Origin of the sequence: Roseovarius sp. D22-M7, from assembly GCF_037083785.1 — a bacterium.
GTDB lineage: Bacteria > Pseudomonadota > Alphaproteobacteria > Rhodobacterales > Rhodobacteraceae > Roseovarius.
Genome location: NZ_JBAPKY010000001.1, coordinates 102,316 through 123,904 on the forward strand (window position 1 = coordinate 102,316; position 21,589 = coordinate 123,904).

The 21,589-nt window shown below is 63.5% G+C and carries 20 protein-coding genes; 13 read left to right on the top strand and 7 right to left on the bottom strand.

Annotated features, from left to right (window positions below; genetic code table 11):
• Window positions 1-71 precede the first annotated feature (71 nt).
• Together lepA and V8324_RS00480 are read left to right on the top strand one after the other, a co-directional pair.
• Window positions 72-1,871, top strand: coding sequence for a translation elongation factor 4 (gene lepA / locus V8324_RS00475; RefSeq protein ID WP_336417943.1), 1,800 nt, complete (start codon window positions 72-74; stop codon window positions 1,869-1,871).
• Window positions 1,872-2,081: 210 nt separating this feature from the next.
• The gene (locus V8324_RS00480; RefSeq protein WP_336417944.1) at window positions 2,082-3,836 is read left to right on the top strand and encodes an AAA family ATPase; all 1,755 of its coding nucleotides are present in this window, start codon (window positions 2,082-2,084) and stop codon (window positions 3,834-3,836) included.
• Between the two features lie 193 nt (window positions 3,837-4,029).
• On the opposite strand, the gene V8324_RS00485 is transcribed toward V8324_RS00480, so the two are convergent.
• Window positions 4,030-4,242, bottom strand: a complete 213-nt coding sequence (locus V8324_RS00485) for a dodecin family protein (RefSeq protein WP_336417945.1) — start codon at window positions 4,240-4,242, stop codon at window positions 4,030-4,032.
• Between the two features lie 290 nt (window positions 4,243-4,532).
• Window positions 4,533-4,961 carry an FKBP-type peptidyl-prolyl cis-trans isomerase gene (locus V8324_RS00490; protein ID WP_336417946.1) on the bottom strand — a complete coding sequence of 143 codons (429 nt, stop codon included), beginning with the start codon at window positions 4,959-4,961 and terminating at the stop codon, window positions 4,533-4,535.
• A gap of 207 nt (window positions 4,962-5,168) precedes the next feature.
• On the opposite strand from V8324_RS00490, the gene V8324_RS00495 reads away from it, so the two are divergent.
• From V8324_RS00495 to V8324_RS00515, 5 genes are all read left to right on the top strand, one after another.
• Complete coding sequence (locus tag V8324_RS00495) at window positions 5,169-5,852, top strand: haloacid dehalogenase type II (RefSeq protein ID WP_336417947.1); 684 nt, start codon at window positions 5,169-5,171, stop codon at window positions 5,850-5,852.
• A complete protein-coding gene (locus tag V8324_RS00500) occupies window positions 5,852-6,685 on the top strand; it encodes an alpha/beta fold hydrolase (RefSeq protein ID WP_336417948.1) in 834 nt (277 codons plus the stop codon). Before V8324_RS00495 ends, V8324_RS00500 begins: the two co-directional genes overlap by 1 nt.
• Window positions 6,682-7,659: a threonine ammonia-lyase gene (locus V8324_RS00505; RefSeq protein ID WP_336417949.1), complete on the top strand. Its 978-nt coding sequence runs from the start codon at window positions 6,682-6,684 to the stop codon at window positions 7,657-7,659. Before V8324_RS00500 ends, V8324_RS00505 begins: the two co-directional genes overlap by 4 nt.
• Window positions 7,660-7,765: 106 nt before the next feature.
• Window positions 7,766-8,851 carry a zinc-binding dehydrogenase gene (locus tag V8324_RS00510; protein WP_336417950.1) on the top strand — a complete coding sequence of 362 codons (1,086 nt, stop codon included), beginning with the start codon at window positions 7,766-7,768 and terminating at the stop codon, window positions 8,849-8,851.
• A 109-nt stretch (window positions 8,852-8,960) separates the two neighbouring features.
• Window positions 8,961-10,190: a mandelate racemase/muconate lactonizing enzyme family protein gene (locus tag V8324_RS00515; RefSeq protein WP_336417951.1), complete on the top strand. Its 1,230-nt coding sequence runs from the start codon at window positions 8,961-8,963 to the stop codon at window positions 10,188-10,190.
• Between the two features lie 21 nt (window positions 10,191-10,211).
• Here the strand turns inward: V8324_RS00515 and V8324_RS00520 are convergent, their stop codons facing one another.
• Window positions 10,212-10,652: a GNAT family N-acetyltransferase gene (locus V8324_RS00520; protein ID WP_336417952.1), complete on the bottom strand. Its 441-nt coding sequence runs from the start codon at window positions 10,650-10,652 to the stop codon at window positions 10,212-10,214.
• Window positions 10,653-10,825: 173 nt separating this feature from the next.
• Between V8324_RS00520 and V8324_RS00525 the strand changes: the two genes are divergently transcribed.
• Window positions 10,826-11,203, top strand: a complete 378-nt coding sequence (locus V8324_RS00525; RefSeq protein ID WP_336417953.1) for a DUF4168 domain-containing protein — start codon at window positions 10,826-10,828, stop codon at window positions 11,201-11,203.
• A 63-nt stretch (window positions 11,204-11,266) separates the two neighbouring features.
• Here V8324_RS00525 and V8324_RS00530 read toward each other — a convergent pair whose 3' ends face one another.
• Window positions 11,267-13,267: a protein meaA gene (locus V8324_RS00530; protein WP_336417954.1), complete on the bottom strand. Its 2,001-nt coding sequence runs from the start codon at window positions 13,265-13,267 to the stop codon at window positions 11,267-11,269.
• Between the two features lie 168 nt (window positions 13,268-13,435).
• On the opposite strand from V8324_RS00530, the gene V8324_RS00535 reads away from it, so the two are divergent.
• The 3 genes from V8324_RS00535 (at window position 13,436) to ccrA (ending at window position 16,597) form a co-directional block, all read left to right on the top strand.
• Window positions 13,436-13,759, top strand: coding sequence for a hypothetical protein (locus V8324_RS00535; protein WP_336417955.1), 324 nt, complete (start codon window positions 13,436-13,438; stop codon window positions 13,757-13,759).
• A gap of 40 nt (window positions 13,760-13,799) precedes the next feature.
• Window positions 13,800-15,173 carry a 1-acyl-sn-glycerol-3-phosphate acyltransferase gene (locus tag V8324_RS00540; protein WP_336417956.1) on the top strand — a complete coding sequence of 458 codons (1,374 nt, stop codon included), beginning with the start codon at window positions 13,800-13,802 and terminating at the stop codon, window positions 15,171-15,173.
• Between the two features lie 137 nt (window positions 15,174-15,310).
• Entirely contained in the window at window positions 15,311-16,597 is a 1,287-nt protein-coding gene (gene ccrA / locus V8324_RS00545) for a crotonyl-CoA carboxylase/reductase (RefSeq protein WP_336417957.1), read from the top strand.
• 79 nt (window positions 16,598-16,676) lie between these two features.
• On the opposite strand, the gene V8324_RS00550 is transcribed toward ccrA, so the two are convergent.
• Window positions 16,677-17,597, bottom strand: a complete 921-nt coding sequence (locus tag V8324_RS00550) for a manganese-dependent inorganic pyrophosphatase (RefSeq protein ID WP_336417958.1) — start codon at window positions 17,595-17,597, stop codon at window positions 16,677-16,679.
• Window positions 17,598-17,698: 101 nt separating this feature from the next.
• Entirely contained in the window at window positions 17,699-18,265 is a 567-nt protein-coding gene (locus V8324_RS00555; RefSeq protein WP_336417959.1) for an exopolysaccharide biosynthesis protein, read from the bottom strand.
• 292 nt (window positions 18,266-18,557) lie between these two features.
• Here V8324_RS00555 and groES point away from each other — a divergent pair, with 292 nt between their 5' ends.
• Together groES and groL are read left to right on the top strand one after the other, a co-directional pair.
• Window positions 18,558-18,869, top strand: coding sequence for a co-chaperone GroES (gene groES, locus V8324_RS00560; RefSeq protein ID WP_336417960.1), 312 nt, complete (start codon window positions 18,558-18,560; stop codon window positions 18,867-18,869).
• Between the two features lie 50 nt (window positions 18,870-18,919).
• Window positions 18,920-20,566 (top strand): chaperonin GroEL, encoded by a 1,647-nt coding sequence (gene groL, locus V8324_RS00565; RefSeq protein ID WP_336417961.1) that lies wholly within the window; start codon window positions 18,920-18,922, stop codon window positions 20,564-20,566.
• Window positions 20,567-20,671: 105 nt separating this feature from the next.
• Here groL and V8324_RS00570 read toward each other — a convergent pair whose 3' ends face one another.
• The gene (locus tag V8324_RS00570; protein WP_336418043.1) at window positions 20,672-21,526 is read right to left on the bottom strand and encodes an SDR family oxidoreductase; all 855 of its coding nucleotides are present in this window, start codon (window positions 21,524-21,526) and stop codon (window positions 20,672-20,674) included.
• Window positions 21,527-21,589 lie beyond the last annotated feature (63 nt).

Here is a 21,589-nt window from a genome sequence, read left to right on the forward strand (position 1 = left end):
CCGCGACCGGCCCGACCGGCCGGAAGATGCCACCTTGACCACCCACCCAAACCCGGCCATATCCCCCGATCATGACACCACTTTCGCATATCCGCAATTTCTCGATCGTGGCGCATATCGACCACGGCAAATCCACGCTGGCCGATCGCCTGATCCAGATGACCGACACGGTGGCCGAACGCGACATGAAAGAGCAGATGCTCGACGCCATGGATATCGAGCGCGAGCGGGGCATCACCATCAAGGCCAACACGGTGCGCATCGACTACACCGCGCGCGATGGCCAGCAATACGTGCTCAACCTGATCGACACGCCGGGCCATGTCGACTTCGCCTACGAGGTCTCGCGCTCGATGCGCGCGGTCGAGGGCTCGCTGCTGGTGGTCGACAGCACCCAAGGCGTCGAGGCGCAGACGCTGGCCAACGTCTATCAGGCCATCGACGCCAATCACGAACTGGTCCCGGTGCTCAACAAGATCGACCTGCCGGCCTCGGACCTCGCCCGCACCGCCGAGCAGATCGAAGAGGTGATCGGCATCGACGCCTCGGGCGCCATCCCCGTCTCGGCCAAGACCGGCGAGGGCATCGTCGACACGCTCGAGGCGATCATCGAACACCTGCCCCCGCCCGAGGGCGACCGCGACGCACCCCTCAAGGCGATGCTGGTCGACAGCAAATACGACCTCTATCTCGGCGTCGTCGTGCTGGTGCGCATCATGGACGGCGTCATGAAGAAGGGCGACCGCATCCACATGATGCAGACCGACGCCACCTACAACGTCGAACGCATCGGCGTCTTCCGCCCCGCCATGACCGTGGTCGACGAGCTGGGCCCGGGCGAGATCGGCTTCATCACCGCCTCGATCAAGCAGGTCCGCGACACCCGCGTCGGCGACACCATCACCCATGACAAACGCCCCTGCGCCAAGGCCCTGCCGGGGTTCAAACCCTCGGTCCCGGTGGTCTTCTGCGGCCTCTTCCCGGTCGATTCCTCGCAATTCGGCGACCTGCGCGATTCGATCGAGAAACTCGCGCTCAACGACGCCTCCTTCAGCTACGAGATGGAAAGCTCGGCCGCCCTCGGCTTCGGCTTCCGCTGCGGCTTTCTCGGGCTGCTGCATCTCGAGGTGATCCGCGACCGGGTGGAGCGGGAATACGATATCGAGCTTATCACCACCGCGCCGTCGGTGATCTATCACCTCTACATGAAATCGGGCGACCGGATCGACCTGCACAACCCCGCCGACATGCCCGATCCCTCGACCGTCGACCATGTCGAGGAACCGCGCATCAAGGCCACGATCCTTGTCCCGGACGAGTTCCTCGGCGATGTCCTGAAACTTTGCCAGGACCGGCGCGGGCTGCAGCTTGACCTCACCTATGCGGGGTCCCGCGCGATGGTGGTCTACGACCTGCCGCTGAACGAGGTGGTGTTCGACTTCTACGACCGGCTGAAATCGGTGACGCGGGGCTATGCGTCCTTCGACTACCAGCTCGAAGGCTACCGCCCCGACAACCTCGCCAAGATGTCGATTCTGGTCAATGACGAGCCCGTGGACGCATTGGCGATGATGGTCCACCGCGACCGGGCAGAGGCGCGGGGCCGCGCCATGGTCGAAAAGCTGAAAGATCTCATTCCCCGCCACATGTTCAAGATCCCGATCCAGGCGGCGATCGGCGGCAAGGTCATCGCCCGCGAGACCCTGTCGGCGATGCGCAAGGACGTGACCGCCAAATGCTACGGCGGCGACGCCTCGCGCAAGAAGAAGCTGCTGGAAAAGCAGAAAGCCGGCAAGAAGAAGATGCGCCAGTTCGGCCGCGTCGAAATCCCGCAGGAGGCTTTCATCTCGGCATTGAAGATGGACGATTGAGACCGGTGGCCGCCCTGCCGCGACGTGCGCAACGTCACTTAGCTTGCCGCATGCTCCAGAAGTTACCGATGCTCTTGCGTCAGACGCGGTGACTTTCGGCATTTTGGACATCCATTACCGTTCGCTTAAGTTTCGAGCAAACGGGTTTGGCTTTCAGATCATTATCGGTTGCATGTAGTTTCAACGCAAAGTTAGCTAAAAAATGAGCCAATGACAGTATTCATAGATGGGGTGGCGGTCCAGTTCTACAGAGGGATTGGGTCAGAAATCCAATATATCGCGCCTTTTGCGCGAATGAACTTTTTTATAGGTGTGAACAACTCAGGAAAATCCATTGTTCTGAACCTTCTTGCGACCCGAGTGGCGTCAACGGCGAAGAGTCAACTAATGATTCAACTTACGGGATCGGAAGTCTATCGAGGGGAAAAGACTGGGCAGTTTCTTCTTGCGCTTGGAAGTAAAACTGAAGACGTTGCTGCACTAATTAAGGAAAAAATATCTGAGAAGGTAGGTAGACCGAGAGATCGTCTGCAGGGTACTTTAGAAGAAGACGTCGAGAAAGTCTGCGAAGGCTTATCAATAGAGGGAATCATTTGGTCTATCAAAAATGAGCGCACATGCGAATTATTAAATCCCGGCTTAGATTCTGAAACCGCGAGGACGTGGCTTCACAATTGGCAGAGGCTTTGGTCTTCTCTGACTAACCAACAATCCGGTGGTTACGAGGCACACTGGTACCCTGAAACACTTAGGTATGTTGCCAATAACTCATTTCCAAATGTTCCTGATATTCACTTAATTCCGGCGAAACGAGAGTTTGGCAAATCCGGTGAGGATTTTGACGATCTGAGTGGTAAGGGGTTGCTTAACCACCTGCAATCGCTACAAAATCCTGATTTTGACAAGCGTGACGACGAGAGCAAATTCGCGAGGATTAACAAGTTTCTGCAATCGGTTACCGACAAACCCGATGCACGATTGGAAGTCCCTAGCAACCTTGCTCATTTATTGATTCATATGGATAATAAAGTGTTGCCACTCGCGGCGCTTGGCACTGGCATCCATGAGGTCGTACTCATAGCTGCTTTTTGCACTATTCATGATGGAAGCATCATGTGCATTGAGGAACCGGAAATCCATCTGCATCCAGTTTTGCAACGGAAGTTAGTTCTGTATCTCTTGGAAAATACGAAAAGCCAATACTTCATTGCTACGCACTCGGCGGCGTTCATTGATACGCCGAATGCGAATGTATTTCACGTTGAGAATGATGGAGTTCAGACGCGTGTGAAATCGGCTTTGACAAAAAATTCACAGCGCAGGGTCTTGGATGATCTCGGATATCATGCATCAGACTTATTGCAGACGAATGCTGTGGTTTGGGTTGAGGGGCCATCAGACCGGATTTACCTAAACCATTGGATCAAGGCTATGGACAGCCGTTTGGTGGAAGGAGTTCACTATTCTGTTTTGTTTTACGGAGGGGCTTTGATTGCGCACCTTTCGGCTTCAGATGATGCTGTTACTGATTTCATCAAGTTACGAGACTTGAATCGCAATATGGCAATCCTCATGGATAGCGATCGTGCGAACAAAGACGCGGAGTTGAAACCTCACGTAAAGCGGATCTTAGATGAATTGCGCGATAGCAAGAGTGTTGCGTGGGTAACCCAGGGGCGCGAGGCGGAAAACTATTTGGATGGCCAAGAGTTGCAGAGTGCTCTCAAGAAATCACACCCGCGTATTTACGATGAACCATGTAGAACTGGGCCATATGATCACGCTTTCCACTTTATGCGCAAAATGGGGGGTGGACGCCGTGAAACCTACAAGCTTGGTGACAAAGTAGCCGCAGCCAACGTCCTATGCCAACAGCCTGCCAATCTGGATATCTTAGATTTGCGTGATCGGCTCTCAGAGCTGACAGCGATGATCTGTCAAGCAAACAATCTTGAAAGCAATTAGCGCATTTTGGATATGATCTCACGGCATCACTTGAGAACCATGCATTGAAAAAGATATGTTCCTGACGTTCGGGGTCGAGAACATCCCCCAAAGATTTCAACAAGCCATCGCTGAATTTTTTACTCAAAGCGCGCGCCACGGCTGGACCACGCGCCGGCCGGGTAGTCCTCCTGGCCTGCGGTGCGTCGCCGGATCAGTCCTCGAGCTTGAGGGACACCTTCAGCTTGGTGCGGTAAAGGCTGACCTTGCCGTTCTCGATTACCAGATCCTGTTCGACGACTTCGGCGATTCGCAGATCACGCAGCGTCCCTGACGCGCGCTCGATCGCGACCGCCGCCGCCTTATCCCAGGAGTCCGGGCTGGTTCCGACGATCTCGGTCACCTTGTAGACGCTATTATCAGCCATGTCTTTGCTCCCTTTTACGTGAACCTTGACCATAACGTGAAAGCGCGGCCCTGTCATCCGCAGTGCCGATCAACGCGTCGTCACCTGCTCGCGCGCCGCATGGCGGGCAGGCTCGGGAAGCTAGATCATGCATATGGAAAGGCTTGGCCGGACCCAAGTGGGCTTGGCCTCATGGATGCGTACATAACGCGCGTACAAAACGTACACCCTGTACGCAAACGCCCGGCCCGACCCCTTTCACAGGGCCGGTGCCGGGCGGTATCTGGTTACCCTTTTGCCGGGCCGATGGCTCAGGTGATCTCGACCACTTCGATGGCAAAGGTCAGGTCCTTGCCCGCCAGCGGGTGGTTGGCATCCAGCACTACCTGCTCGTCGGTCACCTCGACCACCGTCACCGGCATCACCTGCCCCTGCGGCGTCTGCACCTGCAATTGCGTACCCAGATCCAGCGGGATATCCTCGGGAATATCGCCCCGCGGCACCGCCTGCTGCGCGTTCGGATCGGGCTGGCCATAGGCCTGATCGACCGGCACCTCGACGGTTTTCTTGTCGCCGACGGCCATGCCCTCGACCGCCGTTTCCAGCCCGGGGATGATCTGGCCCGACCCGACGGTGAACTCCAGCGGGTCCTTTCCTTCACTGGAATCAAAGGTTTGGCCGTCGGTCAGCGTGCCCTTGTAATGTACGCGGACGGTGTCGCCCGATTTGACTTGCGTCATGAGATGTCCAATCTGTGTGGCAGCGTTTGAGTTTGCGAGGCCACGCTATCCGCGCGCGGGTGCTCGTGTGACTGTGGCAAATGTAATTCTCCGTGCCGGTATTTGCAAACCGATCATTGGCCGGCCGTGGCCCCTCTTGCGTCAAGGGGCTTTAACACCCGCGGGTTCCATGCCAGTCTTTGCCGCACCCCATCCAGGAGAGGTTTCATGGCGATCACAACTTGCGTCTTCGATGCGTACGGCACCCTCTTCGACGTCGCCGCCGCCGCCCGCCGCGCCGCGTCAGAACCGGGCCGCGACGCCTTCGCCGCCCACTGGCCCGCCATCGCCGAGAAGTGGCGCCAAAAACAGTTGCAATACACATGGTTACGCGCCCTCACAGGCGATCACGTGGGCTTCTGGCAGGTCACGCAGGACGGCCTCGACTGGGCGCTCGAGGCCGAGGGGCTGTCGGATGACACCGAGCTGCGCGCGCGGCTGTTGCAGTTGTACTGGGAACTGGACGCCTTCCCCGAGGTGAGCGACGTGCTTGCCGCGCTCCGGCAGACCGGCAAATCCACCGCGATCCTGTCCAACGGATCGCCCGACATGCTGGACGCGGCGGTACGGTCGGCGGGCTTGGGCGCGCTGCTCGACGATGTGCTGTCGGTCGAGAGCGTCGGCATCTTCAAGCCGGCCCGCGTCGTCTATGACCTTGTCGGCCAACGCTTCGGCTGCGCGCCCGAGGAGGTGCTCTTCGTGTCGTCCAACGGCTGGGATGCCTGCGCCGCGGCGGGCTACGGTTTCCAGACCGTCTGGGTCAACCGCGCGGGCGACCCCGTGGACCGCCTGCCCGCCGCCCCCCACCGGCAGATGTCCGACCTGCGCGGTCTCGTGGAGTTTTGCACCTGATGGCGCGCTTCACCACGTCCGACGGGCTGTCGCTCTACTACACCGATGCCGGCGAAGGCCCGGCCGTGCTGTGTCTGGCCGGTCTAACCCGCAACAGCGCCGATTTCAGCTTTCTGGCCCCGCATCTGACCGGGTATCGCATGATCTGCATGGATTATCGCGGCCGCGGGCAATCCGATAACGCACCCGATTTCATGTCCTACAATATCCTGCACGAGGGACACGACGCGATCGAGCTTCTGGATCACCTGCGCCTCGATCGGGTCACGCTGATCGGCACATCGCGTGGCGGGCTGATCGCCATGGCGCTCGCGCACGGGCATCCGGGCAGGCTGGTGGGGGTCGTGCTCAACGATATCGGCCCCGAGGTCGCCGACGAGGGTATCGCGCGGATCATGGATTATGTGGGCCGCACGCCGGACCTGCCCGATCTCGACGCGGCGGCGGGCGCCCTTGCGCATGTCAATGCATTGGCGTTTCACGGGGTTCCGCTGGCGCGGTGGCGCGCGCAGGCCGAATTCATGTTTCATGAGACCCCCGGCCGCGGGCTCGGCCTGCGCTATGATCCAAAGCTGCGCGACGCGCTGGTCGGACAGGCGGGGGCCGGCGAGGCGCCCGAGCTGTGGCAGATGTTCGACGCGCTGCGCGACATCCCCACGGCGGTGATTCGCGGTGAAAACTCCGATCTGCTCAGCGTCGAGACGCTCGCGGCGATGAAGGCCCGCAACCCCGACCTGATCACCACCACCGTGCCGAACCGGGGCCATGTGCCGTTCCTCGACGAGCCAGAGGCGTTGTCGGCGATCCGTACCGTGCTGGGCCGGGCGCAATGACCGACATCACCCTGATACGTGCCGCCGCCTCGCGCCTTGCCGGTCATGCGCGGCGCACGCCGCTTCTGTCGTCGCCGTTTCTCGACGAGATCGCCGGACGGCACGTGCTGGTCAAGCCCGAATGCCTGCAGCATACCGGCAGTTTCAAGTATCGCGGCGCGCGGTCTGCCCTTTCGGCGCTCGATCCCGATACGCGCGCAAACGGGGTTATCGCCTTTTCCTCGGGCAACCACGCGCAGGGTGTGGCGCTCGCCGCGCGAGAGTTCGGCGTGCCGAGCGTCATTATCATGCCTGCCGACGCGCCGCGCATGAAGATCGACAACACTCGCGCGCTCGGTGCCGAGGTGGTGCTTTACGACCGCACGGGCGAGGATCGCGACGCCATTGGCGCGCGGCTGAGCGCCGAGCGTGGCCTTATGCTGATAAAGCCCTTCGATGACCGCCAGGTGATCGCGGGGCAGGGCACGTCCGGGCTCGAGATCGCCGAGGATGCCGTGGCCCGCGGAATCGATACCGCTGACGTGCTGATCTGTTGCGGGGGCGGGGGCCTGACCTCGGGTATCGCGCTTGCGCTCGAGGCCGACGCGCCCGGCCTGCGCGCCCGGCCATGCGAGCCCGAGGGCTTCGACGACGTGGCCCGGTCGCTGGCGTCCGGCCGGATCATCCGCAACGCGCAAGGCGCGGGTGGGCTCTGCGATGCCATCGTCACGCCCCAGCCGGGCAAGATCACCTTTCCCATCATGCAGCGCCTGTGTGGTCCCGGCGTGGTGGTCACCGAGCACGAGGCGCTGCGTGCCATGGCGCTCGCCTTCTCTCGGCTCAAGCTGGTGGCCGAACCCGGTGGCGCGGTCGCCTTGGCCGCCGCCCTTTTTCACGGCGACGAGATCGAGGGCGAGACGGTGATCTGCACCATCTCGGGCGGCAATGTCGATGCTCGGGTCTTCGGCGACGGGCTGCGCCGGTTCGGCCAGTAATGCGCCCCCAACGCCCGGGCCCGCGACACACTTGCCACCCCGCGAGGAACCGGCTTGCACTCGCGCTCGAATCCGCCTCATCTGCCAACGAAATCCGGAGGTCCGAATGCGCACCATAAAAGCCGCCGTCTGCCACGAATTCGGCGCCCCCCTGGTGGTCGAGGACGTGCACCTTGCGGACCCGAAGGCCGGCGAAGTCGAGGTAGAGATCGCCGCCGTCGCGATCTGCCATTCCGACATCACCTATGCCGACGGGGGCTGGGGCGGCACGCTGCCGGCGGTCTACGGCCACGAGGCGGCGGGCCGGGTGCACGGCATCGGTGCCGGTGTCACCGGCCTGGCCGAGGGCGAGCCGGTGGTCGTCACCCTGATCCGCGCTTGCGGGCAGTGCCCCTCCTGCGCCGGCGGCAGGCCCACGGCATGCGAAACTCCGAGCGACGGCGATCATGGCCCGCTCAGCACGCGCAATGGCGGCACGCTCCATCAGGCGATGGACTGCGGTGCTTTCGCCGAGCGCGTCGTCGTGCATCACAGCCAGATCGTGAAGATCCCCGAAGGTATCGACATGGCTGCGGCCTCGCTGCTGGCCTGCGGCGTGATCACCGGCGTCGGGGCTGTGGTCAATGCCGCGGGATTACGCGCGGGACAGGACGTCGTGGTGATCGGCGCGGGCGGCGTGGGCCTTAACGCCATCCAGGGCGCACGCATCGCCGGCGCGCGGCGCATCGTGGCGGTGGACGTCACCGAGGAAAAGCTGGGCGTGGCGCGTGAATTCGGCGCGACGGATGGCATTCTCGCGACCGGGGAAAAACCGTGGCGCGCCGCCAAGGCGGTGATGGGGCGCGGCGCCGATGCCGTTCTGGTGACCGTCGGCGCGGCGCGCGTCTACGATTCCGCGCCGCGATACCTTGCCCCGGGAGGCCGGATGATCATGGTGGGCATGCCGCATGCCGGGGCAGAGAGCCGCTACGAGGCGGGCAGCTTCGCCGCCGCGGGACAGTCCATGATCGGCTCCAAGATGGGCGACGCCGTCATCCGCCGCGATATCCCCTGGATGATTGACCTCTATGCACAAGGCAGGCTGAAGCTGGACGAACTGATCTCGGGCCGCTGGCCGCTCGACCGGATCAACGCGGCGATTGCCGATACCAGATCAGGCGCGGCGCGGCGCAACGTCATCACCTTCCCATGAGCCTGCCCGCTTCATCTTTCCGCAAATACTCCGGGGAGCGCGAGGGGCAGCGCCCCTCGCCCCGGTCGGATCGCGCAGCGATCCGAACCCCCTGCACGGAGCGAACGGAATGAAACTGCAGGACCTCGACATCATCGTGACATCGCCCCCCGCGCCGGGCTGGGGCGGGCAGTACTGGATCCTCGTCAAGCTGACTACCGATGACGGTATCACCGGCTGGGGCGAATGCTACGGCACCAGCATCGGCCCGCAGGCGATGCGCGGCGTGATCGAGGATGTCTTCACGCGGCACATGCAGAACGAGACTCCCGAGGACATCGAGCTGATGTTTCGCCGCGCCTATTCCTCGGGGTTCACGCAACGCCCGGACCTGACCTTGATGGGCGCGTTCTCGGGGCTCGAGATCGCCTGCTGGGACATCCTCGGCAAGGCGCGGGGCCGGCCCGTCTGGGCCCTGCTGGGCGGACGGATGAACGATCGGATCCGCGCCTATACCTATCTCTACCCGCTGCCGCATCACGACCTCGCCGAGTTCTGGACCTCGCCCCAGATGGCCGCCGAAAGCGCGATCGACTGCGTGGCGCGCGGCTATACGGCCGTGAAGGTCGACCCCGCCGGGCCCTACACGATGCGCGGCGGTCACATGCCGGCGATGTCGGATATCTCGCTGTCGGTCGCGTTCTGCCGGGCGATCCGCGAGGCCGTGGGCGACCGCGCCGATCTCCTGTTCGGCACGCATGGCCAGTTCACCACCGCGGGCGCGATCCGCCTCGGCCAGGCGATCGAAGAGTTCTCGCCGCTCTGGTACGAGGAGCCGATCCCCCCCGATAACATTCCCGAGATGGCCCGCGTGGTATCTGCGGTGCGCATCCCCGTGGCCACCGGCGAGCGTCTGACCACCAAGGCCGAGTTCGCGGCGATCCTGCAGGCGGGCGCGGCGGCGATATTGCAACCCGCGCTCGGACGGTCCGGGGGCCTGTGGGAGACCAAGAAGATCGCCGCGATCGCAGAGGCGTATAACGCCCAGGTGGCGCCCCATCTTTACGCCGGGCCCGTCGAATGGGCCGCCAACATCCACCTCGCGGCCTCGATCCCCAACATCCTGATGGCCGAGACCATAGAGACGCCCTTTCACGACGCCCTCATCAAGGGCGGCATCCGGGCCGAGGCGGGGTTTGTCACGCCGCCCGAAACACCGGGTCTGGGCATCGAGGTGGACGAGGCTCTGGCGCGCGCGCACCCCTATCACGGCACCGGGTTGCACCTTGAAATGCAGGACGCGCCCTGTGATTACGTGCACGGCAACAGTTTCGCCGGGGGCGCCCCGCTCAAGACCTGAGCGCCTCCGGGGCGGGGTGGACTAGCGCGTGTACTTGATGAACGGTGTCAGCGTCCCGATCCGGTCGTAGAGCCGGCGTGCGGTCGTGTTGAAGTCCTGTGTCGTCCAGTAGACCGAGGGGCAGCCATCGCGATCCGCCCGCGCGTAGACCGCCTCGATCAGCGCGCGCCCCGCGCCGCAGCCGCGGGCCTCCGGTGCGACGTAGAGGTCCTGAAGGTAGCAGACCGGTTCGATCCGCCAGTTATGCGGATGATAGATGAAGTGCACGAGGCCCGCGGCCTGTCCGTCTTGCACGGCCAGCAACCCGTTCTGCGCGGGATGCTCGGGTGAGGTGAGCCGCGCGAAGGTCGTGTCCTGCACCGCATCGGGCACGCTCGTTTCGTAGAACACGAGGTAGTCGCGCCAGAGCGGTACCCATTCGCGCTTGTCGCCGGTCTCGATGGGGCGGATCTTCAGGGTCATCTGCGTCCTTTCGTAGCCGATATCACGCCTCTCGGCATCAAATCATCTTTCCCGTCATGCCCGACCGACCACGTGGCCTCCGGCATTTTTCGGCCGACGGGGTTGCCAGCCTTGCGCAACTTGCCCATTTGATGGGCTCGTTTATTGCAAAAGACCAACAGGAGTCGGACCTGATGACCTTCAAAACCACCCTCGCCGCGATCCTCGGCGCTGCCGCCCTCGCATTCGCCGCGCCCGTCATGGCGCAAGAGGGGCAGCCGGCGCAAATCGCCGCCGAGGATGTGACCGACGCACAGGTCGAGGCCTTCGTCGATGCCATCCTCGCGGTCGAAGAAGTCCGTGACGAATACGGTCCCACCATCGAGGCCGCCGAGGACGAAGCGGCCCAGCAGAAGCTGGTGCAAGAGGCCAACGAGGCCGCCTTTGCCGCCGTCGACGAGGTCGAGAACATGGATGTCGACACCTATGTTGCCATCGCCAACGCGGCCAGCGAGAACGAAGACCTGAACGAGCGCGTGATCGCGCGCCTCACCGAGATGCGCGAAGAGTGACAAGTCCCTCATCCTCGGCGGGCCATGACGCGATGAGGCCCGCCGCAAATGCGGCGCGCGCAGTTATTCTGCCGCGACGGCCCGTGTATCGGCGAGTGCGACGATATCCATCATGATGGTGTTCAGCTCGAAATCCTTCGGCGTGTAGACCCGCGCGACCCCCATCTGGCGCAGGCGCTTCGCATCATCCTCGGGGATGATGCCGCCCACGATCACCGGAACATCGCCGAGACCTGCTTCGCGCATCCGCTGCATCAGATCTTCCATCAGCGACATGTGGCTGCCCGACAGGATCGACAGGCCGACCACGTGAGCGCCTTCCTCGGCGGCGGCGCGAACGATTTCGTCGGGTGTCAGGCGGATGCCCTGATAGCCGATATCCATGCCGCAATCGCGCGCGCGGAACACGATCTGTTCGGCGCCGTTGGAATGGCCGTCGAGGCCGGGCTTTCCCAGCACGAATTTCAGGCGCCGGCCAAGCCGGTCGCTCACCGCATCGACCGCCGCGCGGATCTCCTCGAGGCCCTCGGTCATGTTCGAGGGGTTCGGTGACACGCCGGTCGGGCCGCGATATTCGCCGTACATCGCACGCATCTGCTCGGCCCATTCGCCGGTGGTCACCCCGGCGCGCGCGCAGTCGATCGAGGCGGGCATGATGTTGCGCCCCTCCTGCGCGGCGGCGCGCAATTCCGCCAGTGCAGCCGTCACGGCCGCGCCGTCGCGCGTCGCGCGCCATGCCTCCAGCCGCCCGATCTGCTCGGCCTCGACCTTGGGGTCGACGACCATGATGCCGCCATCCTCGGATTGCAGCGGCGACGGCTCGCCGGCCTGCCACTTGTTCACGCCGACCACGATGGTCTCGTTGCGCTCTATCCGGCCGAGGCGTTCGGCATTGCTGTCGACCAGCCGTGCCTTCATGTACTCGATCGCCGAGACCGCGCCGCCCATCCCGTCAAGCTTCGCCAGCTCGTGCCGCGCCTCGTCCTTCAGCGTCTCGACCTTCGCGTCGACGGCAGGGTTGCCGTCGAAGAGGTCGTCGAATTCCAGCAGGTCGGTCTCGTAGGCGAGGATCTGCTGCATGCGCATCGACCATTGCTGGTCCCACGGGCGCGGCAGGCCAAGCGCCTCGTTCCACGCCGGCAGTTGCACGGCGCGCGCGCGGGCCTTCTTCGACAGCGTCACGGCCAGCATCTCGATCAGGATGCGGTAGACGTTGTTCTCGGGCTGCTGCTCGGTCAGGCCGAGGCTGTTGACCTGTACGCCGTAGCGAAAGCGGCGGTATTTCGGGTCCTCTATGCCGTAGCGGTCCTGCAGGATCTCGTCCCAGAGGTCGACGAAGGCGCGCATCTTGCACATCTCGGTGACAAAGCGGATGCCCGCATTGACGAAGAAGGAGATCCTACCTGCGAGCACGGGGAAATCCTCGGCCGGGACGCGCGGCTGCAACTCGTCCAGAACCGCGACGGCCGTGGCAAGCGCGAAGGCCAGTTCCTGCTCGGGCGTCGCGCCGGCCTCTTGGAGGTGGTAGGAACAGACGTTCATCGGGTTCCATTTCGGCACGTGCTTGTAGCAGTATTCTGCCACGTCGCCGATCATCTTGAGGCTCGGCGCGGGCGGGCAGATATAGGTGCCGCGGCTGAGGTATTCCTTGATCAGGTCGTTCTGCACGGTGCCCTGCAGTTGCGTCGTGTCCGCGCCCTGTTCCTCGGCGACCGCGATATACAGCGCCAGAAGCCACGGCGCGGTGGCGTTGATCGTCATCGAGGTGTTCATCTGATCCAGCGGGATCTGGTCGAAAAGCGTGCGCATGTCGCCCAGGTGGCAGACCGGTACGCCAACCTTGCCGACCTCGCCGCGTGCGAGGACGTGATCGCTGTCATAACCCGTCTGCGTCGGCAGATCGAACGCGACCGACAGGCCCGTCTGCCCCTTGGCAAGGTTGCCCCGGTAAAGCGCGTTTGACGCCTCGGCGGTCGAATGACCCGCATAGGTCCGGATAAGCCATGGACGATCGGCCTGCCGACCGGTCGGACCGACCTGCGTGTCTTTCTGCGTCTGCGACATGAGCGAGCCTCGTGAATCGTTTGGCGTAATTTTGTTACGTTCGCTGCACATTACAAGTAACAAACTGGCGCTGTCAATTCGCCGCAATGCGGCGTCGCGCAGGAGGTTGTCTTGCCGGAGTCCGGACGATAGGTTTCACGCTTGATTGTTTACTAAGGAGGTTCATCGATGAAATCGAGCTTTCCAGTTATCGCTGTGGCAGTTTTCGTCTCGCTTGGCGCCTGCACAACCGAGCAGGTCACGGAAAATACCGGCGACGTCGTGTGGGGCGCCGGGCGCCTTGCCGCGAACACCGCCGTCGGCGCGACCAAGCTGGTCTACAAGGGCGCGCGCGGTACCTACCGCGCCGTGCAAGACGCCCGCAACCCCGAGGGCGAGCCGTTCCCGCCCGGCACCTTCCTGTGCACCGTCGGCGAGGGCGTCTTCGTCGAGGCCGAGCAGCGGACGGATGGCAGCTATACCTGCGACCACGTCTCCAAGTCGGGCGCGTAACCCCTAGCCGCCACACCAGATAGCCCAGAAGGGAGTTGGCATGTTTCAAACCGTCGAACTTCCGCTCTGGGCGCTGGTGCTGCTCATCGGATTCGCGACGGTCACCTTCGCCTCGCATTTCCTGTTCCCGTCTGTTCGTTGGTTCTTCCGGCGCCGGGTGGAACGGGCGGTCAGGAAGCTGAACGAGCGATTGCAACGCCCGATAGAGCCGTTCAAGCTGGCGCGGCGCTACGACATGATCCAGCGGCTGATCTACGATCCCGAGGTCAGCCGCGCCATCGTCGACCACGCCAAGGCGCAAGGCGTGCCCGAGAACGTGGCGTTCGCGCGGGCGCGCGGCTACGCGCGCGAGATCGTGCCCAGTTTTTCGGCCAGCGTGTATTTCGGTCTGGCGATACGCGTGGCGAAGTGGGTGAGCGAGGCACTCTACCGCGTGCGGCTGGGGCATTTCGACGATGACGCCCTGTCCGGGATCGATCGCGACGCGACGGTGGTTTTCGTTATGAACCACCGCTCCAACATGGATTACGTGCTGGTGACGTGGCTGGCCGCCGAACGCTCCGCGCTTAGCTATGCCGTGGGCGAATGGGCGCGCGTTTGGCCGCTGTCGCGGCTGATCAAGGCGATGGGGGCCTATTTCATCCGCCGCCGCGAGCGCGATGACCTCTACAGGCGCGTCCTCGCGCGCTATGTCGGCATGGCCACGGATGGCGGCGTGACGCAGGCCGTGTTCCCCGAGGGTGGGCTCAGCCTGACGGGCGCGCCGCAGCCGCCCAAGCACGGGTTGATCAAGTACATCGTCGAGGAACGCGAACCGCAGGCCCGCGATGTCGTCTTCGTCCCCGTGGCGCTGAATTACGACCGGGTGTTCGAGGACCGTCTGTTGATCGCCGCCGGTGAAAACGGAGGCCGCAAGTTTCCCGCACGGATCAGCGTGATCGCGCGATTCGTTGTCTGGCAGGCGTATCTGAAGCTGCGCGGGCGCTACCACAGGCATGGCCACGCGGCGGTCAGTTTCGGGGCCCCGATGTCGTTGCGCGCCTTTCAGGCCGATCATCCGGCCGCGGATGCGCGCGGGCTGACAAGGGCGCTGATGGCACGGATCCGCGCCGAGGTGCCGGTGCTTCCGGTGCCGCTCGTGGCGCGCGGGCTATTGTCGGCGGATCGCCCGCTTGACCACGATGCGCTCACCGTAGAGGTCGGGCGCATGATCGACGGGCTCTCTAAGGCCGAACATTACCTGCCGCTGGAGGACCCGGAAGAGGCCACGCGATTCGGCGTGCAGATCCTGCAGGGGCGCGGCCTGATCGAGGATCGCGGCGGCAGCCTCGCAGTGGTCGAGGCGGAACGTCCGATCCTCGCCTATTACGCGGCCTCGATCGCACATCTCTTTCGCGCGCGCAGCGGGGTTTGAACGGCCTTTCTGCACTTGCTCGGTCATAAAGTTACAATAATGCAGCCGAAGCTATTGCAATATTACCCCTCTGTTACTATCCCATACCGGATAAGCGCAATTTCTGCGGTGCGGCAACAAGGAACAGGAGGCTCACGATGGCACTGGATAAAGACACGGGCATCGCGCCCTATGACGCGCCTGAAAAGGATCTGTACGAGGTCGGCGAGATGCCGCCGCTGGGATATGTCCCCAAGCAGATGTATGCGTGGGCGATCCGCCGCGAGCGGCATGGCGAGCCGGAAAAGTCGTTCCAGCAGGAAGTTGTCGACACCTGGGAGATCGACAGCCACGAGGTGCTGGTCCTGGTGATGGCCGCGGGCGTGAACTACAACGGTGTCTGGGCCGGCCTCGGAGAGCCGATCAGCCCCTTCGACGGCCATGGCGCCCCCTATCACATCGCCGGGTCGGACGCGTCGGGGATCGTCTGGAAGGTTGGCGACAAGGTCAAGCGCTGGAAGGTCGGCGACGAGGTCGTGATCCACTGCAATCAGGATGACGGCGACGACGAGGACTGCAACGGAGGCGATCCGATGTTCTCGCCCTCGCAGCGCATCTGGGGCTATGAGACGCCTGACGGGTCCTTCGCGCAATTCGCGCGCGTGCAGGCGCAGCAGCTGATGCCACGCCCCGCGCACCTCACTTGGGAGGAAAGCGCGTGCTACACGCTGACGCTGGCCACCGCCTACCGGATGCTGTTCGGCCATGCGCCGCATGATCTGAAGCCCGGCCAGAACGTGCTGGTCTGGGGCGCGTCGGGGGGCCTCGGATCCTACGCGATCCAGCTTGCCAATACCGCCGGGGCCAACGCCATCGGCGTGATCTCCGACGAAAGCAAGCGGCAATTCGTGCTGGACCAGGGCGCCAAGGGCGTCATCAACCGCAAGGAGTTCGATTGCTGGGGGCAGTTGCCCAAGGTGAATACCCCCGAATACAACACCTGGCTGAAAGAGGCGCGCAAGTTCGGCAAGGCGATCTGGGAGATCACCGGCAAGGGCGTGAGCGTCGACATGGTGTTCGAGCATCCGGGCGAGGCGACGTTTCCGGTCTCGACGCTGGTCTGCAAGAAGGGCGGCATGGTAGTGATCTGCGCCGGCACCAGCGGGTTCAACTGCACCTTCGACGTACGCTACATGTGGATGCACCAGAAGCGCCTGCAGGGCAGCCATTTCGCGCATCTCAAGCAGGCGTCGGCGGCCAACAAGCTGATGGTCGAGCGGCGGCTGGACCCGTGCATGTCTGAGGTGTTCCCGTGGAACGAGATCCCGCAGGCGCACACCAAGATGCTGCGCAACGAGCACAAGCCGGGCAACATGGCGGTGCTCGTGCAGGCGCCGCGCACCGGTTTGCGCACCGTCGAGGACGTGATCGAGGCCGGCAAGTAACCCGCGCCCCGATCAATGCGAAGGCCCGCGGCAAGTGTCCCGCCCGCGGGCCTTCTTTTGCCGTTCCGGCCCGACCGGATCAGAGCGCGAGGTTGGGGATGATCTGTTTCTTGCGGCTCATCACGCCGGGCAGCACGACCGTGTCGCCGGCCACGCTGGCACCGAAACTTTTCTCGGCCAGGGTCTTGACCAGGTCGTTGGGCACCAGCAACGTCGCGTCCTCGCGAAGGATGTCGACGACGAACAGCAGAACCTGATCGACGCCGTCCTCGGCCGCCACCGTCGTCATCGCGCTCATCAGGCTGGCCTTGCGGTCGAGCACCATCCCGGGCGCCGTGGTCTCCAGCACGCTGACGCGGAACTTGGTGCCGCCGACCTCGTATTCCTTTGAATCCATCCGCAGCAATTCGGCGTCGGAAAAGGCCGACACGTCGGATTTCGCGGCGAACATCTCGGCCGCATAGTCCGGAATCGAGACGCCGAGATCCGCGGCGAGGCGCTCGGCCACGGCGGTGTCATGCGCGGTGGTGGTGGGCGAGCGGAATTCCAGCGTGTCGCTGAGAATGCATGTCAGCGCGGCCCCCTTCATCGCCTTGGGCATCTTCGCGGCGTCGTCGCCCATCAGGTCCAGCAGGATCGTCGCGGTGCAGGCCAGTGGGCGCACCGTGATGTCGATCGGGCCCTTGGTTTCCAGCCCGCCGACCAGCTTGTGATGGTCGATGATCGCCTGGACGTCGGCCTCGTTGATCGCCTCGGGCAGCTCGGCCGGGTTGTTGGTGTCGACGATGACGCAAGGCTGACCGGCCTCGACGCCGTCGATGATGCGCGGCTTGGGCAGGTCCCACTTTTCGAGCATGAACGCGGCCTCGCTGCTCGGTTCGCCCAGAAGCACGGGCTCGGCGTCGCTGCCCTTTACCTCGCTCAGATACCACGCCCAGAGGATCGGCGAGCCGGTGGAGTCGGTGTCCGGGGATTTGTGGCCAAAAACAAGAGTGCTCATGATCTGTGTCCTGTGTCGTGATGCGGTGTTTCGGCACATGCTATAGGGGCCGACAAGGCCGTTGTCACCCGTTGATGCCGCGTTGCCGCGAAAACCGGCGGCTATCCGAACAGGGCGACCGCTTGCACCACCAGTGCGGCCCCGGCCGCCACGAGCATGTAGCCCACCAGCATGAACAGCCCGTCACGTGCGAACAGCCCGATGGCGAACAGGGTCATCGCCGAGGCCAGCGTCGAGGTCAGGAAGGGCACGAACTCGATCAGCGGCATCAGGAACGACACCGCGCAGAAGATCAGCAACGCCGGCACGCTCGCCGGTTTGCTCGCCAGCCAGGTCATCCGCTCGTTGATCCACGGGTCGATCAGCGCGACCGGCCGCCGCAGGTAGCGGACCGCCCGGCGCAGGCGTTTCGCGTCGATCGCGCGGTCCAGCAGGAACCTCGGCAGCCAGATGCGCGTCTGGCCGAACAGCATCTGCACCGCGACGAGACCCACGAGCAGCGACAGGAAGCTTGGCACGCCCGGCACCGCCGAAACCGGCGAGACGAGCGCGAGGCACGGCACCAGAAGCATCGGGGTAAAGGCGCGGGGCCCCAGAAGCGCCAGCACGTCGCGGACCGACACCTGCTCGTCGCCCGTCTCACGCTCCAATTGATCCAGCAGGCGCATCAGATTGTCCCGCCGCGTCGCGGGCATCGATGGGGCAGGCTTGGCGTTGTTGCGTATTTGACTCACGCGCTAGGACTTAGGGCAGTCAGCGGGCGATTGCCATGCCGCAGAACATGACATTCCGGTGACGCTTGCGGGCCTGCCATAATGTGTCTCGGGCGTCATGCTAGCGCCTTGACATCAACTTTGGGCGTACATATTACAGTGGCTGTTAGCACTCACTATGTACGAGTGATAACGATCCCCGGGTCGGGGATTACCAAGGGAAACTTTGAGCCAAGGAGCCTCAGAGATGGCATTTAAACCGCTGCATGACCGCGTGCTTGTTCGCCGCGTTGAAAGCGAAGAGAAAACCGCCGGGGGTCTGATCATCCCCGAAACCGCCAAGGAAAAGCCGCAGCATGGCGAGGTCGTCGCCGTGGGCGACGGTGCGCGCAAGGAGAACGGCGAACGGATCGAGATGGCCGTCAGCGCCGGCGATACCGTTCTGTTCGGCAAGTGGTCCGGCACCGAGGTCACGATCGACGGCGAAGAGCTGCTGATCATGAAGGAAAGCGACATCCTCGGGATCATCGACGACGCCAAGGAAGTGAAAGCTGCCTGAAGCCGCGTCCCGTCTGAGATCCCGGAAACCATAACAAGGAGCATCTGAACATGGCTGCCAAAGACGTACGTTTCGATACCGACGCCCGCAACCGCATGATGAAGGGTGTCAACATCCTTGCCGACGCGGTGAAGGTGACGCTTGGCCCCAAGGGCCGCAATGTGGTGCTGGAAAAGAGCTTCGGCTCGCCGCGCATCACCAAGGACGGTGTGTCTGTCGCCAAGGAAATCGAACTGGAAGACAAGTTCGAGAACATGGGCGCGCAGATGGTGAAAGAAGTCGCCAACCGCACCAATGACGAGGCCGGCGACGGCACCAGCACCGCAACCGTTCTTGCGCAAGCCATCGTTCGCGAGGGCATCAAGGCCGTGTCCGCGGGCATGAACCCGATGGACCTCAAGCGCGGCATCGACCTGGCCACCACCAAGGTCGTCGCGCACATCAGGGCCGCGGCCCGCAAGGTCGAGAATTCCGACGAGATCGCACAGGTCGGCACCATCTCGGCCAACGGCGAAGCGGAAATCGGCCGTCAGATCGCCGACGCGATGCAGAAGGTCGGCAACGAGGGTGTCATCACCGTCGAGGAGAACAAGGGCCTCGAGACCGAGACCGACGTGGTCGAGGGCATGCAGTTCGACCGCGGCTATCTCAGCCCCTACTTCGTGACCAACTCCGACAAGATGATCGCGGAGCTTGATGACTGCCTCATCCTGCTCCACGAGAAGAAACTGTCGAGCCTTCAGCCGATGGTGCCGCTGCTCGAGCAGGTGATCCAGTCGCAGAAGCCGCTGCTGATCATTTCCGAGGATGTCGAAGGCGAAGCCCTGGCAACCCTCGTGGTCAACAAGCTGCGTGGCGGTCTCAAGATCGCGGCCGTCAAGGCGCCGGGCTTTGGCGATCGGCGCAAGGCCATGCTGCAGGACATCGCCGTCCTGACCGGCGGTCAGGTGATCTCCGAAGACCTCGGCATGAAGCTCGAATCCGTGACGATGGACATGCTCGGCTCGGCCAAGACCGTGAATATCACGAAAGACGAGACCACCATCGTCGACGGCCACGGTGACAGCGCCGAGATCGAGGCACGGGTCGCCCAGATCCGCACCCAGATCGAGGACACCACGTCCGACTACGATCGCGAGAAGCTGCAGGAACGCGTCGCCAAGCTGGCCGGCGGTGTGGCTGTCATCCGCGTCGGCGGCATGACCGAAACCGAGGTGAAAGAGCGTAAGGACCGCGTCGATGACGCGCTGAACGCCACTCGGGCTGCCGTGCAGGAAGGCATCGTCGTCGGCGGTGGCGTCTCGCTCGTGCAGGGGGCCAAGTCGCTCGAAGGTCTGACCGGCGAGAACACCGATCAGAACGCCGGCATCATGATCGTGCGCAAGGCGCTCGAGACGCCGCTGCGCCAGATCGCCGAGAATGCCGGTGTCGACGGCTCGGTCGTGGCGGGCAAGATCCGCGAAAGCGACGATCTGAAGTACGGCTACAACGCGCAGACCGACGAATATGGCGACATGTTCAAGTTCGGCGTGATCGACCCGGCCAAAGTCGTGCGCACCGCACTCGAGGATGCATCCTCGATCGCCGGCCTGCTGATCACCACCGAAGCGATGGTCGCCGACAAGCCTCAGAAAGAGGGTTCCGGCGGCGGTGGCGGCGGCATGCCCGACATGGGCGGCATGGGCGGCATGATGTAATCTGCCGGCACATTCGCCGAACCACTTGGAGGGCCGCGTTTTTCGCGGCCCTTTTCTTTTGGTGCGCCTCGGACGCGCGGAGGTTCCGGAATAGCAGCGCCGGCCTCAGCCCTCTTCGGCCAGAAGCGCGCGCAACCCGCTGCGATAGTCGGGATGTTCGAGTTCGACGCCAAGCCGGTCGCGGATGCGCCGGTTCGAGATGCGTTTGGATTCCGAGTAGAACGAGCGCGCCATCGGCGACAGGTCGGCCGCGTCGAACGCGACTTCCTCGGGCACGGGCAGCCCCAGCAGTTCCGCGGCGTACGCTATCACGTCCTGCGGCGGGGCGGGATCGTCATCGCAGACGTTATACACGGTGCCGGGGCAGGGCGCGTTGATCGAGGCGTCGAGCACCTGCGCGATATCATCCACGTGAATGCGGCTGAATACCTGTCCCGGCTTGATGATCCGGCGCGCCGTGCCGTTGCGCACCTTCTCGAACGGTCCGCGACCGGGCCCGTAGATTCCGGCGAGCCTGAATATGTGCAGTGGCAGGCCGGGGATGGCCTGCCATTCCGCCTCGGCGGCCAAGCGCAACTTGCCGCGCCGCGTCGACGGGGTCAGGGGTGTCGTCTCGTCGACCCAACCGCCCTGATGGTCGCCATAGACGCCCGTAGTGGAAAGATACCCGGCCCATGACAGGCGCGGCGCGATGCGGGCGATCTCGTCCCCGTGATGCGCAAGCACCGGGTCACCATCCTCGTTCGGGCCGATGGATGAGAGCAGGTGCGTGGCCTCCGACAGGGCGGGCCCGAAATCGTCGTCTTGCCACAGAAGCGGAGTGACACCTTCGGCGCGCAACGCCTCTGCCTTGGCGGGATCGCGTGTCGACCCGAAGATGCGCCAGCCCCGCGGCAGAAGCCGCCGCGCCAGCGCGCGTGCCGAATAGCCATGCCCGAAAGAGAAAAGAACCTTGTCCATGCGCGTGTTCATGGCGCACCATCCGCGGCTTGGCAAGGGATCGTCGGGACGGTTTCAGGGTCG